The sequence below is a fragment of the Streptomyces zaehneri genome (assembly GCF_032248645.1).
GTDB classification, from domain to species: domain Bacteria; phylum Actinomycetota; class Actinomycetes; order Streptomycetales; family Streptomycetaceae; genus Streptomyces; species Streptomyces coriariae.
Genome location: NZ_JASTTJ010000005.1, coordinates 158,318 through 182,218, shown reverse-complemented (window position 1 = coordinate 182,218; position 23,901 = coordinate 158,318). Strand labels below are relative to the sequence as shown.

At 71.4% G+C, this 23,901-nt stretch carries 21 protein-coding genes; 10 read left to right on the top strand and 11 right to left on the bottom strand.

The genetic code is table 11. The annotated features are described in order from the left end of the window. Positions 1-119: 119 nt before the first annotated feature. Positions 120-3,161, bottom strand: coding sequence for a glycosyl hydrolase (locus QQM72_RS11020; protein ID WP_314220647.1), 3,042 nt, complete (start codon positions 3,159-3,161; stop codon positions 120-122). 499 nt (positions 3,162-3,660) lie between these two features. Between QQM72_RS11020 and QQM72_RS11015 the strand changes: the two genes are divergently transcribed. The 5 genes from QQM72_RS11015 to QQM72_RS10995 are packed head-to-tail and all read left to right on the top strand — an operon-like array spanning position 3,661 to position 7,832. Beyond that, a complete protein-coding gene (locus tag QQM72_RS11015) occupies positions 3,661-4,221 on the top strand; it encodes an RNA polymerase sigma factor (RefSeq protein ID WP_314220646.1) in 561 nt (186 codons plus the stop codon). Beyond that, complete coding sequence (locus QQM72_RS11010; RefSeq protein ID WP_314220645.1) at positions 4,218-5,036, top strand: zf-HC2 domain-containing protein; 819 nt, start codon at positions 4,218-4,220, stop codon at positions 5,034-5,036. The genes QQM72_RS11015 and QQM72_RS11010 overlap by 4 nt, the downstream gene beginning before the upstream one ends. Then, the gene (locus QQM72_RS11005) at positions 5,033-5,866 is read left to right on the top strand and encodes an ABC transporter ATP-binding protein (RefSeq protein WP_314220644.1); all 834 of its coding nucleotides are present in this window, start codon (positions 5,033-5,035) and stop codon (positions 5,864-5,866) included. The genes QQM72_RS11010 and QQM72_RS11005 overlap by 4 nt, the downstream gene beginning before the upstream one ends. Further along, on the top strand, positions 5,863-7,260 hold the full coding sequence (locus tag QQM72_RS11000; RefSeq protein WP_314220643.1) for a hypothetical protein: 1,398 nt from the start codon (positions 5,863-5,865) through the stop codon (positions 7,258-7,260). Before QQM72_RS11005 ends, QQM72_RS11000 begins: the two co-directional genes overlap by 4 nt. Then, complete coding sequence (locus QQM72_RS10995) at positions 7,257-7,832, top strand: hypothetical protein (RefSeq protein WP_314220642.1); 576 nt, start codon at positions 7,257-7,259, stop codon at positions 7,830-7,832. The genes QQM72_RS11000 and QQM72_RS10995 overlap by 4 nt, the downstream gene beginning before the upstream one ends. 155 nt (positions 7,833-7,987) lie before the next feature. On the opposite strand, the gene QQM72_RS10990 is transcribed toward QQM72_RS10995, so the two are convergent. The 6 genes from QQM72_RS10990 to QQM72_RS10965 all read right to left on the bottom strand — a co-directional run bounded on the left by QQM72_RS10990 (position 7,988) and on the right by QQM72_RS10965 (position 14,040). Continuing rightward, complete coding sequence (locus QQM72_RS10990) at positions 7,988-8,689, bottom strand: 2-phosphosulfolactate phosphatase (protein ID WP_314220641.1); 702 nt, start codon at positions 8,687-8,689, stop codon at positions 7,988-7,990. Between the two features lie 205 nt (positions 8,690-8,894). After that, positions 8,895-9,341, bottom strand: a complete 447-nt coding sequence (locus QQM72_RS10985) for a hypothetical protein (protein WP_314220640.1) — start codon at positions 9,339-9,341, stop codon at positions 8,895-8,897. 11 nt (positions 9,342-9,352) lie between these two features. Beyond that, entirely contained in the window at positions 9,353-10,243 is an 891-nt protein-coding gene (locus QQM72_RS10980; protein WP_314220639.1) for a DUF1932 domain-containing protein, read from the bottom strand. Positions 10,244-10,395: 152 nt separating this feature from the next. Continuing rightward, positions 10,396-11,946, bottom strand: a complete 1,551-nt coding sequence (locus QQM72_RS10975; protein ID WP_399076760.1) for an MFS transporter — start codon at positions 11,944-11,946, stop codon at positions 10,396-10,398. A 425-nt stretch (positions 11,947-12,371) separates the two neighbouring features. Beyond that, on the bottom strand, positions 12,372-13,343 hold the full coding sequence (locus QQM72_RS10970) for a helix-turn-helix domain-containing protein (protein WP_314220638.1): 972 nt from the start codon (positions 13,341-13,343) through the stop codon (positions 12,372-12,374). A 49-nt stretch (positions 13,344-13,392) separates the two neighbouring features. Beyond that, entirely contained in the window at positions 13,393-14,040 is a 648-nt protein-coding gene (locus QQM72_RS10965) for a hypothetical protein (protein WP_314220637.1), read from the bottom strand. Between the two features lie 341 nt (positions 14,041-14,381). Here QQM72_RS10965 and QQM72_RS10960 point away from each other — a divergent pair, with 341 nt between their 5' ends. Then, positions 14,382-15,707 carry an alpha/beta fold hydrolase gene (locus QQM72_RS10960; RefSeq protein WP_314220636.1) on the top strand — a complete coding sequence of 442 codons (1,326 nt, stop codon included), beginning with the start codon at positions 14,382-14,384 and terminating at the stop codon, positions 15,705-15,707. 187 nt (positions 15,708-15,894) lie between these two features. Here the strand turns inward: QQM72_RS10960 and QQM72_RS10955 are convergent, their stop codons facing one another. Then, complete coding sequence (locus QQM72_RS10955) at positions 15,895-16,338, bottom strand: ATP-binding protein (RefSeq protein ID WP_314220635.1); 444 nt, start codon at positions 16,336-16,338, stop codon at positions 15,895-15,897. Positions 16,339-16,613: 275 nt separating this feature from the next. Here QQM72_RS10955 and QQM72_RS10950 point away from each other — a divergent pair, with 275 nt between their 5' ends. Beyond that, positions 16,614-16,877, top strand: a complete 264-nt coding sequence (locus tag QQM72_RS10950) for a hypothetical protein (protein WP_314220634.1) — start codon at positions 16,614-16,616, stop codon at positions 16,875-16,877. Positions 16,878-17,015: 138 nt separating this feature from the next. After that, entirely contained in the window at positions 17,016-18,221 is a 1,206-nt protein-coding gene (locus QQM72_RS10945; RefSeq protein ID WP_314220633.1) for an acyltransferase family protein, read from the top strand. Here the strand turns inward: QQM72_RS10945 and QQM72_RS10940 are convergent. Then, positions 18,206-19,033: a chitosanase gene (locus QQM72_RS10940; protein WP_314220632.1), complete on the bottom strand. Its 828-nt coding sequence runs from the start codon at positions 19,031-19,033 to the stop codon at positions 18,206-18,208. The genes QQM72_RS10945 and QQM72_RS10940 overlap by 16 nt on opposite strands. A 172-nt stretch (positions 19,034-19,205) precedes the next feature. Next, a complete protein-coding gene (locus QQM72_RS10935; protein ID WP_314220631.1) occupies positions 19,206-19,538 on the bottom strand; it encodes a hypothetical protein in 333 nt (110 codons plus the stop codon). Positions 19,539-19,741: 203 nt separating this feature from the next. Between QQM72_RS10935 and QQM72_RS10930 the strand changes: the two genes are divergently transcribed. Further along, positions 19,742-22,726, top strand: a complete 2,985-nt coding sequence (locus QQM72_RS10930; protein ID WP_314220630.1) for a carbohydrate binding domain-containing protein — start codon at positions 19,742-19,744, stop codon at positions 22,724-22,726. A gap of 24 nt (positions 22,727-22,750) precedes the next feature. Here QQM72_RS10930 and QQM72_RS10925 read toward each other — a convergent pair whose 3' ends face one another. Then, complete coding sequence (locus QQM72_RS10925; protein ID WP_314220629.1) at positions 22,751-23,023, bottom strand: hypothetical protein; 273 nt, start codon at positions 23,021-23,023, stop codon at positions 22,751-22,753. Between the two features lie 153 nt (positions 23,024-23,176). Between QQM72_RS10925 and QQM72_RS10920 the strand changes: the two genes are divergently transcribed. Further along, positions 23,177-23,887: a hypothetical protein gene (locus tag QQM72_RS10920; protein ID WP_314220628.1), complete on the top strand. Its 711-nt coding sequence runs from the start codon at positions 23,177-23,179 to the stop codon at positions 23,885-23,887. Positions 23,888-23,901 lie beyond the last annotated feature (14 nt).

The following is a 23,901-nucleotide window of genomic DNA, read 5'->3' as shown; positions in this document are numbered from 1 at the left end:
ATGGCCGGGGCCGGCGCGACGAAGGTCGGTGAGGGGGCCGGGCCCGCGGTCGTCCCGGCGGCAGGGACACGTCCGAAAGGCGTCGCCCGGAAGGTGTCGCGCCGCGGCCCCCGGTCCGCTCAGCCGATCGTGCCCTGCCCGTACGGGACGAGCCGTACGGGTCCCATGAGACCGAAGTCCTGTCGGGCGACGGCTCCGAAGACCGTGGGCTGGGCGACCCGGAGCCGGTTGACGAGCGGGATCGCCACCTCGATCTCGATCACGTTGTGGCCGCGCCGGAGCAGGGGGCCCACGTCGACGACCGGATGGAGACGGTCGAGGGGCGGGGCCACGGTGCCGTTGACGGTGACGCGGGCGGTGTCGGAGACCTGGCCGAGTTCCAGGTGGGCGCCGTGCGCGGAGGTCCACCCGGCCGGCAGGTCGATCGTCGTCCGGTAGCGTCCGATGCCCGCGGAGTCGGCCAGTTCCGGGATCCGCGACCAGGGCAGCAGCGTGTCGAGGGTCAGCGTGCGGTGGACGTGGTCGGTCCGGGTCGGGGAGGATCCGGGGTACCAGTCGTCGACGTCCAGCTGCCAGCGGCCCGGGGTGATGGGGGCGGGTACGGACAAGATGGCCGTGGTGACCGTACGGCCCGACGACAGCCGGGTCGTACGGGTGCCCGCCTCGGCCGAACGGACCGTCAGCGAGCTCCCGTCGAAGAGGACTTCGGAGGCGTCCGTGTCGACGACGTGCGGCTTGGCCCCGTTCCGGTCGCCGAAGAGTCCCGGACGTCCCAGTGCGACGATCATCACCTGGCCGGGCTGGAGGGCGACCCGCACGGTGACGTCGCCGTCGTCCTCGGTGTAACGGGCGATCCGCGTGGCTTCTCCCGTCCAGGGATCGAGCAGATAGGGGATCGTCGTCGCGCCCCGTGTGCGGCGGGTGTGCCGCAGTGTCACCTGGTGGTCGATCGCGGCCACGGGCGGTTTGACCGTCTCCGCGTGCTTGCCGTTGCAGAGGTAGTAGAAGTCGGCGTCCCGCGTGACACGGTGTGCGTTCAAGAGCGTGGAGGCGGTGGCGTGGCGTACGTCCGGGGTGACACCGAGCCCGGCGAGGGCGTCGCCCACGGCGGCCTTGTCGGTGACCCGGGTGACGTGGGGCAGGGCGAGCAGCCGGGTCAGGAGCTCCCGCAGCCGGTCGGTCTCGCCGTCGTCGGGGACCCCCGGGGTGAGCGGCTGGTCGAAGGCGCCCAGCAGGACGATCGGCAGGCCGGCCTCGGCCAGCGCCAGCAGGCGGCGGGCGTCGGCCGTGGCGAGGGTGGGGGTGGAGGAGTAGAAGAAGTCGCCCTCGACGAACAGGGCCTTGTAGGCAGGCCCGTTCGGAGCCAGCCGGCCGCCCGAGACGGTGGCGTTCGGCAGGTCGAGCAGCGGACCGCTGAGGAACTGGTGGGTCCAGCCGAGCGGGATGCCGGTCGCGGTGAACCAGGACGCGCCGATGCCGGTGGCGGCGTAACCGGTCTGGCGGAAGACGGCGACGTCGGCGCGGGCGGTGCCGGACTGGAGCACGCCGTGCACCCGGCCGAGGTAGGCGGCGATGTCCGCCACGTGCTGCCAGCTGGGCTGCCGGGGTCCCCACGACTCGCCGTACCCCGAGGCCCCGTTGTACGGGCTGAAGGCGGCGAAGCCGGGCCAGCTCACGCCGGGCGCGGTGGCGTAGGAGAACCCGTGGACGACGGTCTGGTTGACGCCCGCCGCGTAGGCGCCGCCCATGGTGCGCAGGAAGCGGTCCCAGGTGGTGCTGTAGGCGGAGCCGTTGTAGGCGCCGGACTCGCAGGACAGCACCGTGTGGCCCGCCATGTCCCTGCCGCCCGCGAGGCAGCGGAAGTCGTCGAGGTTCTTGAACCCGAGGGATTCGCCCTCGGGGATGTCGAGGATCGCCGCGGACTCGATCGCGTCGGTCTGGAGTCCGTAGGGCTGGGCGCGCAGGGTCATGCCGAGGGAATGGGCCCAGTCCCGCAGAGCGCGCACGTGGTGGCGGTTGAAGAGTTCCGAGAAGGTCTCCCAGAAGTCGTGTCTGATCTGCCGGGTCAGCTGCGCCTCGAAGGCGAACACCTGGTTGCTGTCGCTCAGGACGAGGGCGGGCAGGTAGGGCAGCAGGGGCCGGCCGGTGTGCTCGGCGAAGGCGTCCGGCAGGGAAGGAGTCCAGGTCAGGCCGTCCGTCTCCAGCTCCACGGAGTCCTCGAAGAAGGCGCCGCCGGCCGCCTTCAGCAGGCTCCGCACGGTCGGGGTCAGCAGTTGCCGCTCCCAGAAGCCGGTGACGGCCGCGGTCCCCGCCGGGTCGAGGTGGTCGACGACGTAGGCGGCGGGCGCGGAGTGTGGGCCGGACTCGGGCTGCTGACCGCTGCCGCGCGTCCAGTAGGAGATCAGCGTCCACTCCCCCGTGTCGGGAGCCGTCCAGGTCAGGGTGCCGTCCTCGGCGACGGTGGAGGTGAGGTCGCGGACGCTGGAGGGGTCGAGTCCGGTCTCCTTGCGCGTGGAGTACGCGGGCTCGACGCGGGCGGCCTGTACGGCGAGGAGTCGCTGCCGGGTCACGCCGGCGGCGGGCGCGTGCACGGGTGGCGGCACCGGCCCCTGGAAGGTGGCTCCGGCGCTCAACGAGGCCCGGCCGTGGACGAGTTCCTTGGCGGCCGCGTCGTCGTCCGGGGTGACGCCGGGGACCGCGACGGGCCAGCTCGGGCCGAGCGTGAGGTCGATGGTGAGGCCCCGTCTCGCCGCCCGGCGCAGCGCGGCCTCCACGCCGTCGCGCCACGGCCCGCTGCCCCACCCGTGGTGCGCGGTGTCCAGGACCGACTTGTCCTTGATGCTGTGATGGACGGCGGCGATCTCCGCGCCGCCGAACCCCGCGTCCGCGATCTGGTCGACCTCGCGGGCGATCTCGTCGGTGTTCACCAGACCGTCCGGCCACCACCAGCGGAACTTGGGCCGCACCGAACGGGCGGGAGCGGCGAACCAGTCGGCGGCCGGACCGGGCTCCCCGGTGACGGAGGGCGCCGCAGCGGCCGCCGTCCCGGATCCCAGGGCGGCCACGATCCCGGCCGCGATGCCCACCGTCGCCCCGGCGGCGAGAACCGCCCGCCGTGACATTCCGCCGCCCTGCTCGACCTGCTCGACCGGTTCCCGCATGAGCGCTCCCAGATGATCGTTCTTGGTTTTGAATCGTTTCAATCCGACTCGAACGCGGGAACGCTAAGCCTCGGCTCGGAGCAAGGTCAAGATGTCGGACGGATCAAGTCGAGGAGATGGCGCGGGGTGACGGCGGGGTGGTGGGCACATCACGGGGGTGGGGGGGCGAGCGCGATGGACTTCGAGGCTCGATCGCGGCGAGGTCCTCGGTGAGCCCTGGGGTGACGGGTGACGACGACGCCTGTTTTGCGGTGGGGAAGTTGCGCAGGACGGGAGGCGATACCGAAGGAGTTCGGGGACGGCAGGCCGGCGCGGAAGCGGCGCCGGGCTCCCCGTCAGGCAGTCCGCGTGCGGCGCCTGCGAGCCCCTGCGGACCGGCGGGACAGCCGCTGCGTCGACGGGTGACGCTTCGGTGGAGTGGAGCCCGCGGGTTCCTCCGCATGTGGCGGGGATCACGTCGGGAGGAAAACCTGCGGTCCGGCTCGGGCGTCTAGCCGGTGTGAGATCAATCAGCAAGGGACCGCGCGCACTGGACGAGGAGCGTCTCGTCCGGCTGGTGGCAAGAGGTGACCGTGCCGCGTTCGAGGAGCTGTACCGCCGTACGTCGCCATGGTTGGCGGTGCGGCTGCGCCGCCGGTGCGTGGACGAGCAGATCGTCGCGGAGGTCATGCAGGAGACGTATCTGGCGGTGTGGCGCGCGGCGGGCGCCTTCGCCGGGGCAGCCGCCGGAGGATCGGCCACCGGTTGGCTGTGGACGATCGCGGCGCGCCGTCTCGTCGACGCGTTCCGGCGCAGGGCCCACCACGCGGAGCCGCCGCCGGCCGCCGCTGTGCCCGATGCCGCGCCCGCCGCCGAGGAGGAAGCCCTCGCGGCGACCGTCGGCGGCGATGTCGGGGACGCGCTGCGGTGCCTCGCGCCGGAGTTGAGACAGGTACTGCAGGCCATGGTGCTCGACGGACTGTCCGTCCGGGAGACCGCGGTCCTGCTCGGGTTGCCCGAGGGAACGGTGAAGACCCGTGCCCGCCGGGCCAGGATCGCGATGCGGAGGGCGCTGGCATGAGCAGGGAACACGCGTCGAAGCGGATCATCGACGCTTACGGGCGCGGCGGCGCGGACCTCACCGCCGACGAGGTGTGGGCCGTGGAGGCCCATCTGGAGACGTGCCGGGGGTGCCGTGACCGGCTGTCCGCCACCGTCGAGGCCGAGGTGCCCGCCGTGGCGGCGCTGGTCGACGCCGTATGGTCCGGCCTCGAACCCCGGTTGGCGGTCACCGCCACGATGCCGCGCGGCCGGCGCTGGTCGGCGCCGCTCTCGCGCTGGATGACGCCGACGATGGTGCCGTGGCTGGCCATGGTCGTGGGCGTGACGCTGCTGGCCCTGCTGCTCGACCTGGCCGACACCGGCTACGGCGAGGTGTCGCTGGTGCTGCTGCTCGCTCCGGTTCTGCCGGTGCTCGGCGTCGCGGCGTCCTGGTCGCGCGGTCTGGACCCGGCGTACGAACTGACTGCCTCGGTGCCCAGGGCCGGGCTCTGTCTGGTGCTGCGACGCACCGCGTCCGTGCTCGCCGTGGTCGTCCCCGCGCTGCTGGTGGGCGGATGGGTGACGGGGGTGATGGTGGCTCAGTGGCTGCTGCCGTGTCTGGCCTTCACGACGACGACACTGGCGCTCGGCGGTGTGGTCGGGGTGACCCGCGCCGCCGTCGCGCTGGCTGCCGTGTGGGCCGCCGTGGTCGTGGCGCCGACCCTGGCCACCAGCCGTACGAGCTTCGCCCTGCAGACGGGCGGTCTGCCCGCGTGGGGGCTGGTTCTCGCTCTCGGCATCGGTGTCGTGATCGCCCGCAGAGGCGCGTACTCCGTGCTGGGAGTCCATCGATGACGAGCGGAGAGGAACACCACATGACGTCCGCGGTGAGTGCGGCCGACATCGCACCGACGACCTACGCCTGGGAGATCCGGGCGACCGGACTGAAGGTCAGGGTCGGCAGGAGACGGATGGCCGTCAACGGCCTCGACCTGTCGCTGGGCACCGGTGTACACGGCCTCCTCGGCCCCAACGGGGCAGGCAAGACCACCCTCATCCGGACGCTGGCCACCGTACTGCGCCCCACCGAGGGCACCCTGGAGATGCTCGGCGAGTCCGCGGGCGGCAGGGGCGAACATCGTGCGCTGCGCCGCCGGATCGGCTACCTGCCGCAGGAGTTCGGCTACTACAAGCGCTTCACGGCGCGTGAGTTCGTCGAGTACATGGCCTGGTTGAAGGAGGTACCCAGGGCGGACATCCCCGCCGCCGTGCAGCGGGCCCTGGAGCGGGTGGGGCTGGCCGACCGCGCCGACGAGAGGATGAAGACCCTGTCGGGCGGCATGGTGCGCAGGGTCGGCATCGCCCAGGCGATCGTGAACGACCCGGCCATCCTGCTGCTGGACGAGCCGACGGTGGGTCTGGACCCGGCGCAGCGGCTCCGCTTCCGTGAGCTGCTGCAGGAGTTGGGCACGGACACCTGTGTGGTCGTCTCGACGCATCTGGTGGAGGACGTCGCCGCCGCCTGTACCAGTGTGGTGCTCTTCGCCGAGGGGCGGCTGGTCTTCCAGGGCCCCCCGGACGAACTGGCCTCGGTGGGCGGCCCCGAGCACGTGGGTGACAGCCCGCTGGAGCGCGGCTACTCGGCACTGTTGCTCAACCCCGAGCAGGGAAGGGGAACTTGGTGAACGTCCGCGTTCTGCGTATCGAGTTGAGGCGCTCCGTCGCCCTGTGGGCCGGTGCCCTGGTCCTGGTGCCGGCGCTGGCGTTCCTGTACCTGATTCCCGGATCGTGGTGGACGGGGACCACGGCGTGGACGGCCCAGTGGACGTCCATGGCCCTGCGGACCCGCGGTCTGCTGTTCTACCTGTGGCCGCTCGCCGTGGGGCTCGGGGCGCTGCAGGGCCTGCGCGACCACCGCTCGAAGATGTCCGAGCTGCTGACGAGCACGCCGCGGCCCGCCCGGCACCGCGCGGCCGCGCTGGCAGGCCCCACGGCGGTCACGCTGACCTCGGCATTTGCTCTCCTCGTCCTCGTGGGCGGGGTCCAGGTGGTCGCCAACACCGAGTACACGCACCTCGGATGGCTGCCGATCTCGCTGGTGGGGGCACTCTCTCTGGTGGCGGGGGCCTTGCTGGGCATGGGGGCCGGGCGGGCCCTGCCGTCCGTGCTCACGCCGCCCGCGCTGGCCATGGGCGCCTTCGTGTTCACGGCTCTCCTGCAGATGTCGTTGGGCCGGACGGAGACGACCACGGCGACGGGGGTCCCGAGCACGGAGCCGAACCGGGTCTCCCTGCTGTCACCGGCGGTGCAGGAGGCACGCAGCGCACTCCTCACGCTCTCCGCCTCCGTGCACGTCGGGCAGACGATCTGGCTGCTCGCCATGGCCACGACCGGCTTCGCGCTGCTGGTCGCCGCCACCCCGCGCGCCCGGCTGATCGCCCTGACACCCGTCCTGGCGGGCGCGGCGCTCGCCCTGCTCGTCCTGCCCTCCGACCCGCACCGGATATACGTCGTCGACGAGGCCGCCGCGGAGCCGGTGTGCGACGGCCCGGTGTGCGTGACGAAGACACAGCAGGGGCGACTCGCCGACCTCGCGGGCCCCGGCAAGGAGGCGCTGCGCCGGCTGCACGCCGCCCTGGGCAGCCGGGCGCCGGTCGCGGTCCGGGAGAACGCCACCGTGCTGCCGGAAGGCTCGACGCCCCGGTGGACCCGCAAGACGGTGCTCTTCGACTTCGACGACGACATCATCACCGCCGCGAAGGGCGAGGAGCTGACCCGGGCCCTGATCGCCAAGGGCATGGTGCCGGGATGTTCGCCCGTCGGCTGGAGCGGCTTCGGGAACGACGACTTCGCGCAGACCGTCGCGGTGGGCTGGGTCCTCGGGGACCTCAGGCCGCTTCCCGGCACCCTGTCGGCGAGTCTGCGCCGCGAGGTCGACGCCGAGGCCCGCCCGGTGTGGAAGGAACTCGAGGCGCTGCCGCGCGCCGAACAGCTCTCGCGGATCGACGCGATGCGCACGGCCGCGTTCTCCTGCAAGGGCGACGCGTTCGACGCGCTGAGCGGTGGTGCGTCCAGGTGAGATGGCTGACGCTGTACGCGCGCTCGCGTCAGGTACCCGCGTCGCTCGCCGCGGTGCTGATCAGCGCGGTGGCGGTGTGCTCACTCGCCCGGGACGGCAGCGGGGGGCCCGGTGATCCGCGGCTGCCCGTGCTCGTCCTCGCCACGGGGGCGATGGCGGCCTCGGTCGGGCTCAGCGGGCAGGACCTCGCGCTGGACCGGACGGCCGCGATCCGCTGGGTGCCCCGCAGAGCGGCACACGTGCTGCTCTGCGGGGCGGTCGTCGGCATGATGCTGCTGACCGTGCAGGCGATGGGTGAGGACCTGGCCACCACCGCGTTCGTCGTGCGGGACAGCGCGGGCCTGACGGGACTGGTCGCCCTGGGCGCGGCGCTCTCGGGCGGCCAGTACGCCTGGACGCCGCCGTTCGCCTGGCTCTCGTTCGCGTTCTTCGCCCCGCCCCCGGCGAGTGCCCCGATGCGGGTGATGAGCTGGATGCTGCTGCCGCCCGGCACGGCAGCGGGCACCTGGACGGCCCTGGTCCTCGCGGTCACCGGCACCGCGGCCTACGCCGTCGCGGGACCGAGACGGTGACGACCGCGGCGCGGTCGGGTGCGGATCCGCACGCGTCGGACCACACCCCTCGGCCCGGTCACCGTGGACGACTCGTGCCTGGACGGGCGGGCGAAGGAGTGGTTCTTCCAGGACGGAGACGGCGCGCTGCCGGGACGGCTCGGCGTTCCGGGTCGTCAGATCGGGGCATCGCCGGCCGGCGAAGGCATGGTGTGTGGGCGCAGGACCATGAGTGAGCCTTCCGAGGCCGCCACCATGGCGAAGGGGAACCGGTCGAGCTCGAGGCAGAGCGCGACGTCGTCAGGATGGACTCCTTGACGCATCCCCTGCGCCAGTTCGGCGGCGGCGCGCGACTCGGCAGCGCGGCGGAGGAACTCAGCGGCGCCCGTCCCGCCCTCGGTGACCCTGCGTGCGATGTACTGAGCACACGCCAGATCCTCATCGGCCTGGCCGTCTTCGCCGGTGACGACGAACGTGACGGTGTCACTCCTGCGTGTCCGCAGGAGCTGAACCGTTGCCTGCGCCACCACGAAACCGGCGCAGAGCACCAGCGACGCGTCCTTGACCGCCAGGGCGCCGACCGTCCCGGCCGTGGTCTTCTGTACAACGGTACGTCCGCCGAGGTCGGCAGACCGCAGCAGGCCCGGGGAGTTGACGGCGTCGAACCCGGGCGCGGGCGGACCGTCCTTGAGCGCCACCCAATCCGGGTGGCGGGCCTTGAGCGCCAGGGCTTCGTCCAGCGACTCGGCGAGAACGATCTTTTCCGCCCCGCGGGCAAAGGCCCAGGCAGCCACCGTGAAAGCACGCATGACATCCACCACGACCGCCACGGACGGAACTTCGACCAGATCAGCGATGCCAAGGAAACGAGCGTCCATTCCGGTCACGATCGCCTATGCCCCACCCGAAACGCCCGGAAAGTGGCGCGCCTCACATCGAAGGTCGCACCGTCGCGCCTGGAATGCAACGCCTCCCGCCGCGGGGCCTCCGCCGCGGACGACCTGGGCGCGATCGGGCCGGGCACGACCCGGCCCCCGGCGGGAACCCGCCGGGGGCCGATCTCCTGACCGCGACCTGAAAGGGTCAGATCCGACCGCCGGTGAGCCGGGTGAGAGGGCCTTGCGGGTGGCGACCGGAGCGACGGCCCACGGCGTACGAGGCCGCGGTCAGCGCGGAGAGGCCGGCGCCGACACCGGCGGCGATCAGCTTCCGGTGCGCGATGACCGTCCAGGCCGTCTTGGCGGTCGCGGCGACCTGGCCCGACGTCGCGACGATCGCCTGACGGCCCGCCTCGACACCGCGTGAGGCACTGTGCGCCGCGCTCTGCACGGCACCGGTCGTCGCCTCGGCCGAGCGCTGGACTCCGGCCCTGGCGGCCGACGCGGCGTCGTCCGTCTTCGTCGCGGCGCTCTTCGCGGCGCGGGCCGCCGGAGCGGTCGCCTTGTCCGCCGTGCGCCGCGCCTTGGACGCGGTCACCCGCTCGGCCGCGGACTGTTCATTCGTCTTCCTGTTCGGTTCACTCATGGACATCGCGTTGCCGCTCACCGCGACGGCAAACCCGTCCGGTCGCGCGACATGGACGGCGAAGTCCCCTGAACGAGATCGGCGATCAACCGCTCACCGGTCACGGCCGGGTCGTCCTTGTGCGCTTCCCACCGGGCGAACGTCTCCGCGGCCGCCTCGGCGAAGTCGGGCGGTACGCCCACTCCCCGGCAGGCCTGGGCGATCTCGCGCATCTCCGGCTCCCAGCGCCAGGCCCGCGGCCCGGCGGCGGCCAGGTGTTCCGTTCCGGCCAGCGGGGTGTCCGGCAGCATCTGTCGCGCCAGGTCGAGCAGGTCGTCCAGAACCCCGTGACCGTCGGCCAGGGCGCAGGCCTGGGCGGCAAGGGCGTACGAGATCTTGTTGTACGCGGCGAAGGCCAGCTTGAGCGCCGACGCCCGCCCGATCGGCCCCGCCAGGGTGACCGGGGTGAGCACGGTGCCGTCGAACAGGGCCGAGACCCTTGCCACGGCCGTGTCGTCGCCCGAGAGATAGAGCCGGGTCCGGCCCGTCTCGCGCGGGGGCGGTCCGGTGATCCCTCCGTCCACCACGGTCACGGCGCTGTCCGCGAACACGCCGGTGATCTCGGCCATCCGCTCGGGACTCACCGCGTTGGCATCCACGTAGACGCCCCGGAAGCCGGCCGCGGCCACCTGTCCGGCGACGTCGAGCGCGGCGGCGGGAGGACAGACGCTCAGCACGACCTCACAGGTCTCGGCCAGTTCCTGGACGCCGGCGGCGGACCGCAGTCCGTGCTCGACGGCCCGGTCCCGACTCGCCTCCGAACGCCCTTGCGGCAGCCACCAGACCGCGGCTCCCGCCGTCACCGCCTGCGCCGCCACGCGGGCGCCCATGGCTCCCGGATGCAGAATTCCCACGTCTCGATGCCCCATGTGCGGACCCTAACCGGCAGTCGGCCCGCTCGGACCACGACCTTCGACCGCGAACGGCACGAGGCGGGGCGCCGACCGCCCACCGCACGCATCGCTGACCAGACGACCCTCATGTCCCGTCACTCTCACCGCGCCTGCCGGTGAGTCACGTCTCAGCCGCCGCCAGGGACCGTGCCGCCCTTGAGACGTTCCAGGTCCGAGGGACGGACCTGGATCACGATGATCGCGATCAGGGCGGCGAGGACCGTGAAGATCGCCGCCATGACGAAGGCGGCCGAGACGCCGGCCGTGAGGACCTCGTCGGACCAGGGCGCGGGGAGTTGGCCGGTGCGCCGGAAGTCCAGGCGTTCGGCCGGGGTCGCCTGGGCCAGGAAGTCGGGGATCTGCTTCTCCGCCTCGTTGCGGCTGGCGGTGCCGTACATGGTGACCAGGATGGACAGGCCGAGCGAACCGCCCACCTGCTGGGTGGCGTTGAGGAGTCCGGAGGCCGCGCCGGTCTCCAGTGGGGACACGTTCGAGAGCGCCATCAGCGTGAGCGAGACGAACTCCATGCCCATGCCCAGGCTGAAGACGAGCATCGGACCGAGGACGCTGCCCGCGTACGTGGAGTGGACGTCGGTCAGGGTCAGCCAGGAGAGGCCTCCGGCCGCGAGGATCGCGCCCACCACCATGAACGGCTTGGGACCGTACGTGGGCAGGAACCGCGAGGCGAGGCCGGCGCCGACCGCGATGACCGCGCTGACCGGCAGGAAGGCGAACCCGGCCGCGAGCGGGCTGAAGCCCAGCACGTTCTGCACGAAGAGCGTGAGGAAGAAGAACATGCCGAAGATCGCGGCGGCGAGGCACAACATGATGCCGTAGGTGCCCGCTCTGTTGCGGTCGGCGAACATGTGCAGCGGTGTGATGGGCTGCCGGGAGCGCCGCTCGACCAGGATGAACACCGCGAGGACGACGACGGCCGCGACGAACGAGGCGATCGTGAGCGTGTCCCGCCACCCCTCCTGCGCGGCTCTGATGAACCCGTACACCAGCAACACCATGCCCACGGTGGACGTCAGCGCGCCGGCGATGTCGAAGTGGCCGGGGTGGCGCTCGGATTCCTTGATGAAGCGGGGCGTGGCGAGGGCGATGAGCAGCCCGATGGGAACGTTGACGAACAGCACCCATCGCCAGTTCAGCCACTCGACGAGGATGCCGCCCGCGAGCAGGCCGATCGCGCCACCGCCCGCCGAGACCGCGGCGAAGACCCCGAACGCCCGGTTGCGCTCGGGTCCTTCCTGGAACGTCGTGCTGACCAGGGACAGGGCGGTCGGGGACGCGATGGCGCCGCCGACGCCCTGAAGGGCGCGCGCGGCGAGGAGTTGGGCCTCGTTCTGGGCGAGTCCGCCGAGCAGGGAGGCGAGGACGAAGAGCAGCACTCCGAAGATGAACACCCGCCGTCTGCCGAGGATGTCGCCGACCCGGCCGCCGAGCAGCAGCAGGCCGCCGAAGGTGAGGGTGTAGGCGTTGACCACCCAGGCCAGGCTGGTGGTGGAGAAGTCCAGGGAGCGCTGGATGTCCGGCAGCGCGATGTTCACGATGGTGATGTCCAGGACCACCATCAGCTGGCACGAGGCGATCACCAGCAGCGCCATCGCGTTGCCCCCGCCGCCCTGTCGGGCGGTGGTCCGGGGTGCTGAGGTCGGCTGCGGGAGGCTGCTCATGACGTGTCGCCCGCTGGGGAGCGGGCCCTGGGGAGAGGCCAGTGGACGGAGCTGTCCGCTGTCGGGTCCACCGTTTGACGGTACGCCCGTGGCCGGACCGTCACCACTCGATCATCCGTGGCCCATCCGCGAGCCGCCCGTGGCCCATCCGCGGGCCGCCCGCGAGCCGTCCGCGAGCCGTCCGTGAGCGATGCGCGTGGGCGGGCGGGTCCGTGCCGTGCCAGGACTCCCCCGTCGTCCTGGCACGGCCCCCGTTGTCGCGGCGGTGCGCCGCGGTGATCACCATGATGCGGGCGGGGTGGGTGGCATGTCGTTGGCGGACGGTCCACATCTGCTTGGCGGAGCGTCCACCGGTGGTACCGGGGGAAGTCAAGGGGCGGTCGAAGCGGCCGAGTCAGCCGCAGGAAACCCGAAAGCAGCCCGTCCTACGCCTCGGTCAGCGCCTGTTCGCGCAGTTCACTCGGCGGGAGACCGTAGGCGGTGCGGAACGCCCGGGTGAACTCGGCGGCCCGTGGGTAGCCCCAGCGGGCGGCGACGGCCCGGATGGGCAGGGCGCGCAGCCGGGGGTCGGCGAGATCGCGGCGGGCGTGCTCCAGCCGCTGGTCGCGGATGTAGGAGGCCACGGTGAGGCCTTCGGCCTGGAAGACGCGGTACAGATAGCTGCGGGAGACGTGGTGCGCGGCGGCGATCCCGGCGGGGGTCAGATCCGGGTCGCCCAGGTGCCGGTGGATGAACGTCTTGACGTGGAGGACGAGGGTGCGGTCGCGGGTCTCCGGCGGGAGGCGGAGGTCGGCGTCCACGGTGTGTGCGAAGAGGGCCGTGACCAGGTCGGCGACGACCGTGCCGAGCCGCGGTGCGTCCGAGGGCTGGTACGAGGAGGTGTCGGCGACCAGTTGGCGGAGGAACTGCGAGAGCAGCGCGCCGATCCCCTCGCGGCCCGACAGGAGGCTCCCCAGCACCTGATCCGCCCGGTGCCCTGGCACGGCCACCAGAGCACGCGGGACCTCGACGCCGAGGACGGTGACGGGCTCGGAGCCGGTGAGCACCTCCCACGACCGCGAGGAGGAGTTGATGTGGAAGTCGTTCATCCGGTAGGCCGCCTGCTGCCTGCCCCAGTCGGCCGCTCCCTCGCCCTTCAGCAGAAGGGACAGGTGGTACGTCTCGGGGTCGGACTCGCGGATGAGTCTCGGCGTACGGCGGAATACCAGTTGGTCGAAGGTGGCCGGCCACACGACGACCTCGCCCAGGGCTATCACGCGTTGGGAGCCGCGGTAGTCCGCGTGTCGATCGCTGCTGAGCCGCATGGGCGCGTGGGTCCGGCCCATGCGCTCCGCCCACGCCTCGAACCGGTCGCTCACCGGCAGGTCCGTGGTGCGGAAGACCGACTCGTTCAGCACGAGCGTAGTCAACCACACGGGCGCCACGGGCCTGTTGACAGCGTTCGGATCAGCCCAGGTGAGCGGTGTCGACGGTGACGGAGGCGGTGTCGGAGGCGGTGACGGTGATGTAGCCGGGATCGCCGTTGCGGTCGAGGTAGCACATCGCGTAGCCGACGGAGACGGACGTCTTGCGCACCGGGTCCTCGGAGACGGCCTTGCGGCAGCCCTCCGCCGTGGGCACCCCGGACGAACCCCATGATGCCAGCCTGCCGTTGGTGGACATCAGAAAGCCGCCCTGGACGTAGAGAGCGTCCGTGCCGGCGTCGGCGACCACGGGCGGCGTGGACGTGAAGTCGTACCCCGTGGGGGCTTTCTGACCGTCCGACTGCTCCATGACGAAGCCGCGCACCAGCGCGGTCGAGGGCGAGGACGTCGCGTCGGGCAGGGCCGCCGTGACCGCGGCGCCTCCTCCCCCGACGACCGCCACGGCGGTGAGCCCGGCGATCAGCGGATGGGCGAACGCCATGCTGAGCAGGGGCCCGATCACCGGGATCGAGAACTTCATCTGGGTGTTCTTCTGCGTGATCCTGGCGCTGCCGCTCGCGGTCGCCGTCTGCGTCGAGGAGTGGTGGGTGCCGGGCTGGGGTGGCACGAAGGCGTCGTCACGGGAGTCGTGGTCGCCGAGCTGCGCGCCGCGCGTGCGGTCGGTGTTCATGGCTCGGGACGCTAGCGACAGGCGACCCCGCGTTCTTGTTTTGTCAGAGATTGCCGCTAATGGGCCTATTAATGCCGCTTGTTGTGACGCGAGTGATCGACAGGAGGGCGGCTTCGAACTTGCTACTCGGCAGTCATATTACTGAAACGTAACCTGCCGACCGCTACCCGAGGTAACCCAGCTCTCGCTACGGTCCTGACAGTTCGTCTAAGAGCGGTACGGGGCAACGGTGGACGACCGGGACCCCGTGCCGCTCGGTCGTCACGGCCCGCACCCCACCGGGCCGTCCGCCACCCGAGCCGCAGACGAAGGCTCGGCCTCCCCCTCACCGGAGGTCCGCCATGCCCGCCCCCACCCGCCTGCTGGCCGCAGCCGTCACCGCTGCCGCCTGCCTGGGCGTCACCGCCGTACCCGCCGACGCGACCACGCAGTCGGACGCCGTGGTCTCGCGCGGCGTCACCATCCCCACGTTCTACAACCCGCCCGCCGCCCTTCCGGCGGCCGACGGAGCCCTGATCCGCTCCGAACCGCTCCCGCTGGCGCTGAGCCTGCCGGGCATCGACGGACCACTGCCCGGCACGGCGACCCGCCTGATGTACAAGTCCACGGACTCGGCCGGCCGGCCCATGGCCGTCACCGGCGCGTACATCGAACCGACGGCCCGCTGGACGGGCACCGGCCCACGGCCTCTGGTCGTCGTGGCACCCGGCACGATGGGCCAGGGCGACCAGTGCGCCGCCTCCCTCGGCCTCGAACACCCGCTCGTCGTCAACGGCCAGACGCTGTCGGTCGGTTACGAGGACCTGGCGATCTACCGTCTCCTCGCCCGGGGCATCGCCGTCGTGGTCACGGACTACACCGGGCTGGGCGCGACCGACCGGCTGCACACCTACGTCAACCGGATCGACGAGGCACACGCCGTCCTGGACGCCGTCCGCGCCGTCCGTTCCCTCGACGCCACGTCACTGACGTCCGGCTCCCGGGTGGCCCTGTTCGGTTACAGCCAGGGCGGCGGGGCCACGGCCGCCGCCGCCGAACTCCAGCCTTCGTACGCCCCCGACGTCACCCTCGCCGGGACCTACAGCGGGGCGCCGCCGGCCGACCTGGCCGCCGTCACCAAGGCCATCGACGGCAGCGACCTGGCCGGCGCGCTGGGCTGGTCGGTGAACGGCTTCCTGGAGTCCGATCCGGCTCTCGTACCGATCGCCGAATCACACCTGAACACGGCCGGCCGCGCCGCGCTCAAGGACCTGTCGACGATGTGCGTCGGCGACGCCCTCCTCTCCTACAACTCGGCCAGCAGCACCGACTGGACCACGGACGGGCGCTCACTCAGCGAGATCGTCCAGGCCGAGCCGGCCCTCAAGGCGTTCCTGGCCGACCAGCGCATCGGCACCCTCGAGCCGGCGTCTCCGGTCCGGGTGGCGACCGGCACCGCCGACGACCTGGTACCGCACGCACAGGCGCGCGCCCTCGCCGTCGCATGGTGCGCCAAGGGCGCCGACGTCACCTACAAGCCCGTGATCCTGCCCGGTCTCGGCCGGTCCCTGATCAACCACTTCACACCACTGCTCGTGGACCAGGGCGACGCGATCTCCTGGCTGACCGACCGGCTCAACGCCAAGCCGGTCACCTCCAACTGCGCCACCCTTCCTCTCCAGCCCTGACATGCTCCGGCCCTGACACGAGTCACCCGGCGGCGACCGGTACGCGCAGTCGCGACGTACCGGCCGCCGCCGGGTCACGGATGCGGGCCGGGCACAGGCGCACGGCCGTCCGTCGGAGTCGACCGAGCCGGTCCGCGTCGGCCCGCGTCGGTCGGCCTCGGTTTGCGTCGGTCGGGCTCCGCCCGCGTCAGTCCGACAGGCCCAGGCGGGCGACGATCCGCTTGCCGACCGGCTCCTGCGCTACGACGAAGTTCTCCACCACCGCTCTCACGATCTCCAGGCCGTGCTGGCCCACCCGCGTCGGATCAGGCGCCTGGGGCACCGGCAGCACCGGATCGCTGTCCCAGACGACGATCTCCACCGCGGCCCCGGCGATACGCAACTGGAGCAGGACCGGACCGGGCGCGTATCTGAGCGCGTTCGTGACCAGCTCGCTCACCACGAGCTGGGACAGGTCCATGGCCCGGTCCGACACGGCGAGGCCGTCCCGGCCCCGCACGTGACGCAGGAAGTCGCCCGTGAGGCGGCGCGCGCGGGCGATACAACCGTCCTTGCCGTCCAGCGCCACAGTCGTCTCGGCAGGGTTCCCGCCGAGGGGGGAAGACCCCTGGTCGGGCGGGACACGTTCCATCCGGACCGCCTTCAGTACCCCGTTCATATCGGCGCGACTACCCGCGAACCCACCCCCTACGCACCAGCCGCACCACTCACTCGCTCATCGTGCCGCTCGTCGTCCGCGGCGTCACCCGGAGAGGCGCCCTGGGTCACCGCGCCTGGCAGGTGTCGCACGCACCGTTTCGGATGGACCGCTCCCGTCATGTACCGGGTGACCGGTCGCGTGCGCAACAGTGCCACGCTCTCACTCGGAACCAGCTCGCGACGAGGATGCGCGCGTGGGGCATCGAGGTGACCATCGACGTGCTCGCTCCGGGCTATGTCTGCGAGCGCAGCAGGTTCACCCCGTTTCCGGTCCGGGCCGTCGACCGGCTCGGCAACCGTGTCCCGGTCATCCCGATCAAGGCCGGTTGGGATTTCACCCTGCGCCGGGGCAACGTACTGACCTTCGAGAACATGGAGGGCATGTCCCGGCCGCGTGCGGTCGAGTTGTACTCCACCAGGAGCCAGGCCGAGCCCTGCGTTCCGATGAAGGTCACCCTGCCCGACGCCTAGAGCCCGTCCCGGCCTGACGAACCTCTCACCCGCACAGAATTCGGTCCACGCATGCAACCCTCGCCCCTGGTTCCTCCACGCCCGGAGAAGTCACCCTCGGTAATCGAACAGTCACGCAAGCCGCTCCCGTCGACGCGGTTGGGCTGGCTCGACGCGTTGCGCGCCGTCGCTGCTCTCGCCGTGGTCCTCGACCACTCGTCGTACGCGTTCCTGCCGGAGTTCCGGCAGGAACTGATACCGCAGTTCACCATCGGGCGGTACGGCGTCATGCTGTTCTTCCTGGTGAGCGGGTACATCGTCCCCGCGTCACTGGAGCGCCGGGGGTGCGTCCGGTCGTTCTGGATCGGACGGGTGTTCCGCATGTACCCGCTGTGGGCGGCCTCCGTCACCGCGGTGCTCGCGCTCGACCTGCTGGGCGTCGCCGAGTTGCGCTCCGGCCTGGGCCGGCAGAGCCTCACCACGGTCGCCGTCGCCCATGTCACCCTGCTCCAGGAGCTGCTGGGGACGCCGAGCGCCCTTCTCGTCCTGTGGACCCTCTCCTACGAGATGGCCTTCTATCTGCTGACCGTCGCGCTCTTCACGGTCCGTCTGCACCGTCGATCGGCGGCGATCGCCTGCACCCTCGCCGCGCTCGCTGCCGTGAGCGCGGCACTCGGGGGCACGCTGCCGGCCTCCGCGCTCTCCGGCGCGGTCGGTACCGGCCCGCTGGTCGCGTTCGCCACGGTCGCCGTGGTGTTCGCCATCTGCTGTGCGAGCGTCGGCGCACCCGTGCTCCGTGTGGCCGGAGGCGTGCTGGGCGGGGTGTCGGCGCTCGTCCTGGTCGCCTTCAACGGCACGGTCGCGATGTGGGAGGGGCTGGTGATTCTCGCCGTGATGTTCCTGGGCACCGCGGTCCACCGGGTCGAGAACGGCCGGGGCGGACGGTGGTGCGTGGCCGGCACGGCCGCCGTGGTGCTCGCCTGCGCCGTGGGGAGTGCGTACGGGCAGGGCGGCGGCGCCCACTTCACCCGGCGCGGCTGGATCCTGGCGTTCCTGGCGGCCGGGCTCACCTTCGGCGCCGGACTGGCGGCGCGCCGTCTTCGCGTACCGCGATCGCTGACCGCGCTGGGAACGATCAGCTATTCGGTCTACCTGGTGCATCCGGTGCTGCTGGCGGTGACCGACGGCACGGTCGGCCGGTGGCGGCGGGACGTGCCCGCGCTGGAGGCGGCGTTCCTCGCCGTGCTGCTGCCGCTGTGCGCGCTGACCTACCGGTACGTGGAGGTACCGGGTCAGGCGTGGGGCCGCAGACTGGCGCGCCGCGTCCAGCCGGGATCACGCGGAGGCGGTCAGCCGATGTGGTAGCTGTCGCCGTACACCTTCCAGTCCAGGGGCGGGTCGAGGTCGAGGTTGCCGTTGCGCAGGAAGACGCGCTGGGCGGTGTCGACCCGGCTGGTGTCGCTGTGCGCCTCCTCTTGTTTCATGGCCCAGACCCGGGCGTCGAGGAAGGCGTTCAGATACGTCGTCTCGTCGCCGCCCTGGGCCGGAGGCTTCGCCTTCGTCAGCGCCCGCTTGCGGATGTTGCGGAAGCTCGTGGGGTCGGTTCCGTCGCCGTGCATGACGATGGCGTCGTAGTAGGCGAACTGGCCGAGGACCCGCAGGCCGTCCGTCTTGCCCTGCCGGACGGCGGGGTTGAAGTAGACGCGGTCGCGCTCGTCGTTCTGGGCCTGCTGGAAGGCCGTGTCCTGGGCGGCCTTGCGCCAGTCCTTCGGATAGTTCGGGTCGAGCCCGGAATGCGAGTCGGTGCCGTCGACCTCGCGCAGAGCCGGCAGGTACCTGGCGAGGACGTTGCCGGGCTTGCGGTCGCTGTAGAGCTGTACGAGGTCGAGCATGTCGTGCGTTCCGGAGCAGAACCCGATGATGCCGGCGGTGTAGCCCCGGCCGTCGCCGATGTCCTCGATGTACCGGTACTGGGCCTTCCAGTCGAGCGAGGAGTTCTCCGCGCTCGACACCAGCTTCATGGCGATCTCCTTCTTCGCCGGGTCGTCGAGGCTCTTCGCCGCGGTCGCCGCGGTCGCCCGGCGGGCGTCGAGGAGCGGCGCGGCGGCCAGGGCGCCGGCGAGGGCGAGGAAGAGGCGGCGGGAGGTGGGGCCGGGGTCGTCGACCGGCCGGGACATGTGCACCACAGTGGCTCCAGGTGAGGAGTGGGGGGTGGGGTGACGCTGCACTGCGACTGACAGGAAAGTTTCCTATCAAGGCTCGGCGACAGAAGTAACCCATCGAAGCGATGTTCGTGCGATCGAACAAACGGCCCCACTGCCACTGACCCACCGTCACGCGGGCCGGAAACTAGAACAGTTGGAGCACCTGAGAGGCCAGGAACCCGAGCAGGCCGACGTGGAAGACGACCATGCAGATCCACTGCGTGACGGACATGCGCCAGGCCGCCGCCCGGAGGATCTCCCACTCACTCACCGCGAAGGCGGCCAGCACCAGGGCGAGCACCTCCCACACCACATGCCACCAGCCCGAAGGGGTCGCCCCGGTCGTGGCGTCCATGGCGGCCGGGACGCGCGCGACCCGCCCCAGCAGAACAAGGCCGATAAGCAGCTTGTGCCAGCCGTGGCGGAACGTCGGCGCCGCGCTCGTCACCCGGGAAGCGGGCGTGAATCCTGTGGACATTCGCACATTTGATCACCCTCCCGGATTGGAAGCGATCGTTCCGTTCGCTCCGGCGCAGGTGACCCGCCCCTTCTCCCGCACCGCGCGATCCCTTTACGGAGGTGTCATGCCCCTGTAACTTCCGGGCGCAAGTCCTTTCAGGAAGTTGCCGGTTGCTCTTTCATGGCGACTCCCTCCATCCGCTGCCCGTACCGGGAGAGGCCATGAGGCGCGCACCCACAACGCCCCGCAGACGCAGACCACCACGTCCGCTCGCCGCCGCGGTGGCGGCGGCCGGGCTGTTCGGCCTGCTCGCGGGCCCGTCCGAACCCGACCCCGTCCCCTTGCGGACAACGGCCGCCGCCTCCAACACGGCGACCGTCTTCTACTACACGAGAACGAAGAACTGGCCCGCGACCTATCTGCACTACGCCCCCGACGGCGGCGCCTGGACCACGGTCCCCGGCGTACTCATGGAGGCCGCCTGCGCCGACTGGGTGAAGCAGACCGTCGACCTCGGCTCGGCCGCGGGGCTCCAGGCCACCTTCGACAACGGCAGCGGCACCTGGGACAACAACGGCGGCGGCAACTACGCGCTGGGTACCGGCGCAGTGACCGTCAAGGACGGGGTGATCGCCCACAGCGATCCGTGCGCCGGCACGGATACGGGCAGCGGCAACCAGGCCACCGTCTACTACTCGACCGCCACCTCCGGATGGACCACCGCCAACATCCACTACGCGCCCACCGGCGGCTCCTGGACGACGGCCCCCGGCGTCGGCATGGAGGCCGCCTGCACGGGCTGGTGGAAGAAGACCCTGGACATCGGGACGGCGACGTCGCTCAAGGCCGCGTTCAACAACGGCAACGGAGTCTGGGACAACAACAGCGCGGACTACCCGATCCCGCTCGGCACCACGACCGTGAAGGACCGGACGGTCACCTCCGGCGTGGCGAACCCCTGCGCGGCCGAGGTGCCCGACACCGAGCCGCCGGCCGCCCCTGCCGGGGTCACGGCGACCGCCACCGACACGTCGGTGGTGGTGAGCTGGGACGCGGCCACCGACAACAAGGGCGTGACGAAGTATCAGGTCACGCGCACCGGGGGCACCTCGGGAACGGTGGTCACCGATGTCGGCTCGACCGTCCTCTCCGACGCGGGGCTCGAGGAGAAGACCACCTACACGTACACGGTGAAGGCGGTCGACGCGGCCGGGAACACCTCGCCCGCCTCCGCCGCGGCGACCGCGACGACCGGTGAGCGCGCACCGGCCCCGGCGGCCGGCACCCCGCTGGGCACCGATCCGCGCAAGGACCCCGTCTACTTCGTGCTCACCGCCCGCTTCAACGACGGCGACACCTCGAACGACCGCGGCGGCAGCCAGCACGTCAAGTCCGGAAACTCGGCGAACGACGACCCGATGTTCCGCGGGGACTTCAAGGGCCTGGTCGAGAAGCTCGACTACGTCAAGGCGCTCGGTTTCTCGGCGATCTGGATCACGCCCGTCGTGCTCAACCGCTCGGACTACGACTACCACGGCTACCACGGCTACGACTTCTACAAGGTCGACCCGCGCCTGGAGTCCGCCGGCGCCTCCTACCAGGACCTGATCAACGCGGCGCACGCCAAGGGCATGAAGATCTACCAGGACGTCGTGTACAACCACAGCTCACGCTGGGGTGCCAAGGGCCTGTTCACGCCGACCGTGTACGGGGTCCGCGACTCCCAGTGGAGCTGGTACTACGACGAGAGGGCCGAAGGCTTCGCGTACGACGGCCTGACCGTGGAGCCCAAGTCGGGGAAGTCGTACTACAACGGCGACCTGTGGTCGACGGCCGAGCCGACCGGCAACACCTGTCTCAACTGGGGCAAGCCCACCGGAGGCAAGAGCGCCGAAGGCTACACCCTCTACAACTGCCAGTGGCCGAGCCCCACTTCGGGCATGTTCCCGAAGGCCTACTACCACCGGTGCTGGATCGGCAACTGGGAGGGCGAGGACTCCCGCTCCTGCTGGCTGCACGAGGACCTGGCCGATTTCGACACCGAGTCGACGCCCGTGCAGAACTACCTCATCGGCGCCTACGACAAGTACATCGACATGGGCGTCGACGGCTTCCGGATCGACACGGCCGTCCACATCCCGCGCGTCACCTGGAACCGCCGCTTCCTGCCCGCCGTCTACGACCGGGTCGCCCGGAAGTTCGGAACGGAGGCGGCCAGCAACTTCTTCGTCTTCGGCGAGGTCGGCGCCTTCGTCAACGACAAGTGGAACCGCGGCTCCGTGAACCACTCCGCGCAGTTCTTCACCTGGAAGGAGCGCAAGGAGTACAGCGCGGACGACGAGACGGCGGCCATCGAACAGTTCACCTACGAGAACGGCCTCGGCACCGCGGACCAGCCGACGTCGGCCAACGCCTTCCTGAGCGGCAACAGCTACCACACGCCCGACCGCAGCCAGTTCTCCGGCATGAACATCATCGACATGCGGATGCACATGAACTTCGGCGACGCGCAGAACGCCTTCAGCAACGGCAAGGACTCCGACGACAGCGTCAACGACGCCACCTACAACGTGGTCTACGTGGACAGCCACGACTACGGGCCGAACAAGTCGAGCACGCGCTACAGCGGCGGCACCGACGCCTGGGCGGAGAACATGGCGCTCATGTGGACCTTCCGCGGCATCCCGACGCTGTACTACGGCTCGGAGGTCGAGTTCCAGAAGGGCAAGCAGATCGACTGCGGGCCGAGCTGCCCGCTGGCATCCACCGGGCGCGCCTACTTCGGCGACCATCTGGCCGGTTCCGTCACCGCCTCGGACTTCGGCACGGTCGCGAGTGCGAGCGGCACGGTCGCCACCACGCTGGCCCAGCCACTGGTCAAGCACCTCCAGCGGCTGAACCAGATCCGCCGGGCGGTCCCGGCCCTGCAGACGGGCCAGTACTCGACCGACGGGATCAGCGGCCAGATGGCCTTCAAACGCCGCTGGACCAGCGGCGGCACGGACAGTTTCGCGCTGGTGACGGTCACCGGCGGCGCGAGCTTCACCGGCATCCCGAACGGCACGTACACGGACGCCGTCACGGGTGACGTGCGGAGCGTCTCGAACGGCACCCTCTCGGTGGCCGCCCCGGGCAAGGGCAACCTGCGGGTGTACGTACTGAACGGGCCCGGGAAGATCGGCGCCGACGGGCCGTATCTGAAGTAGCACCGCCGCGGGACCGGGGCTGGTTCAGGGGGCGCCCGGCGCGTCGCCCAGCCAGTCGAAACGGCGGTCGTCGCCGGTACGTCGCCCGTACAGGGCGCGGCCGCCGGGCCCGTAGCGGCCTATCTCCGTGATCAGCGCCACCTCGCGCAGCTCGTGCCGGGTGCGGTCCGTGACGTCCAGCAGCAGGCCGTCCAGCGGACCGCCCACGAGTTGCGCGTACGTGCGGTCCTGGCGGGGTCCCGCGTCGTCGTGGTCGGCGCCGTAGACCCGGCCCCGCAAGAACTCAACCTCGTCCATGACCAGCAGCTTGTCACCCACCACTGACAACGGCCCGTTGAGCACTCTTCGGCCAAGGCCATGGCGGAAAAGTGGCATCCGGGCGCGATCCCCGACCCGGCCGGGTATCCACCCCCTACGCAACGTTGTGTATGGGGTGGGGGGCCGGCCCTGATGGCACGCAGGCGGGAGCGGGCGCGGGCGCGAACCGGCGGTTCGGCGCGGGACCGGCGGCGACGGACCGTGCGCGAACTGCGCGCGTCGGGCCGTTACGGACCAAGGCTGCGCGAGGTGCTGCCCGCCCTCACCGGCACGGTCGTCGTCGTGGGCGCCGCCCTCGGGGGACTGGCGCTGGTCTACCGAGAGTTCGGCGGTCCGGCCTGCGCGCTGTCGCTCGCTCCGCTGGTCGTCGTGGTCGCCGTCCTGCGCCGGCTGTCCAGGCGGCCGGCCCGGCGGCGGCGCGGGTACTACACCGCCCAGGAGCTGGCCGAGCTGGACATGCCGGAGCTGGTGCTCGCCGTGGCCCGGATGCTCCGTCGGGACGGCTGGCGGGTGCTGCCGCCCCCTCGGCACGACACCCACCATCTCGCCGCCCGAGACGGCCTCGGACGGTTGCTCGACGTGGCGTTCCGTCCCGTGGCCGAGCCGCTGCCCGACGAGGAGTCGGCCTGTTCCTGCCGGGCGCGGCTGCGGGTACGGGGGTGGGCCGGACCCCCGCTGCGGCTCGTCGTGCACCGGGGCACGTTCACCCACCGGGACGAGGTGTGGGCCGCGCGCGAACCCCACACGTATCTGATCGACGGTCCTCGTCTTCGACTGTGGGCGTGCGGAACGCCGTTGACCCAGCTGGCGGGCGGGCTCGTCCCCTCCCCTCGCCGCGCGTGATCCCCGTTCGTCAC

Excerpts from the sequence above, each read along its gene's own strand:
- QQM72_RS10975 (WP_399076760.1), bottom strand. The coding sequence starts at position 11,946 with ATGAGCAGCCTCCCGCAGCCGACCTCAGCACCCCGGACCACCGCCCGA.
- QQM72_RS10985 (WP_314220640.1), bottom strand. The coding sequence starts at position 9,341 with ATGTCCATGAGTGAACCGAACAGGAAGACGAATGAACAGTCCGCGGCC.
- QQM72_RS10940 (WP_314220632.1), bottom strand. The coding sequence starts at position 19,033 with ATGTCCCGGCCGGTCGACGACCCCGGCCCCACCTCCCGCCGCCTCTTC.
- QQM72_RS10920 (WP_314220628.1), top strand. The coding sequence starts at position 23,177 with ATGGCACGCAGGCGGGAGCGGGCGCGGGCGCGAACCGGCGGTTCGGCG.
- QQM72_RS11010 (WP_314220645.1), top strand. The coding sequence starts at position 4,218 with ATGAGCAGGGAACACGCGTCGAAGCGGATCATCGACGCTTACGGGCGC.
- QQM72_RS11005 (WP_314220644.1), top strand. The coding sequence starts at position 5,033 with ATGACGAGCGGAGAGGAACACCACATGACGTCCGCGGTGAGTGCGGCC.
- QQM72_RS11020 (WP_314220647.1), bottom strand. The coding sequence starts at position 3,161 with ATGCGGGAACCGGTCGAGCAGGTCGAGCAGGGCGGCGGAATGTCACGG.
- QQM72_RS10930 (WP_314220630.1), top strand. The coding sequence starts at position 19,742 with ATGAGGCGCGCACCCACAACGCCCCGCAGACGCAGACCACCACGTCCG.
- QQM72_RS10925 (WP_314220629.1), bottom strand. The coding sequence starts at position 23,023 with ATGGACGAGGTTGAGTTCTTGCGGGGCCGGGTCTACGGCGCCGACCAC.
- QQM72_RS10935 (WP_314220631.1), bottom strand. The coding sequence starts at position 19,538 with ATGTCCACAGGATTCACGCCCGCTTCCCGGGTGACGAGCGCGGCGCCG.
- QQM72_RS10960 (WP_314220636.1), top strand. The coding sequence starts at position 14,382 with ATGCCCGCCCCCACCCGCCTGCTGGCCGCAGCCGTCACCGCTGCCGCC.
- QQM72_RS10990 (WP_314220641.1), bottom strand. The coding sequence starts at position 8,689 with ATGGACGCTCGTTTCCTTGGCATCGCTGATCTGGTCGAAGTTCCGTCC.
- QQM72_RS10955 (WP_314220635.1), bottom strand. The coding sequence starts at position 16,338 with ATGGAACGTGTCCCGCCCGACCAGGGGTCTTCCCCCCTCGGCGGGAAC.
- QQM72_RS10980 (WP_314220639.1), bottom strand. The coding sequence starts at position 10,243 with ATGGGGCATCGAGACGTGGGAATTCTGCATCCGGGAGCCATGGGCGCC.
- QQM72_RS10965 (WP_314220637.1), bottom strand. The coding sequence starts at position 14,040 with ATGAACACCGACCGCACGCGCGGCGCGCAGCTCGGCGACCACGACTCC.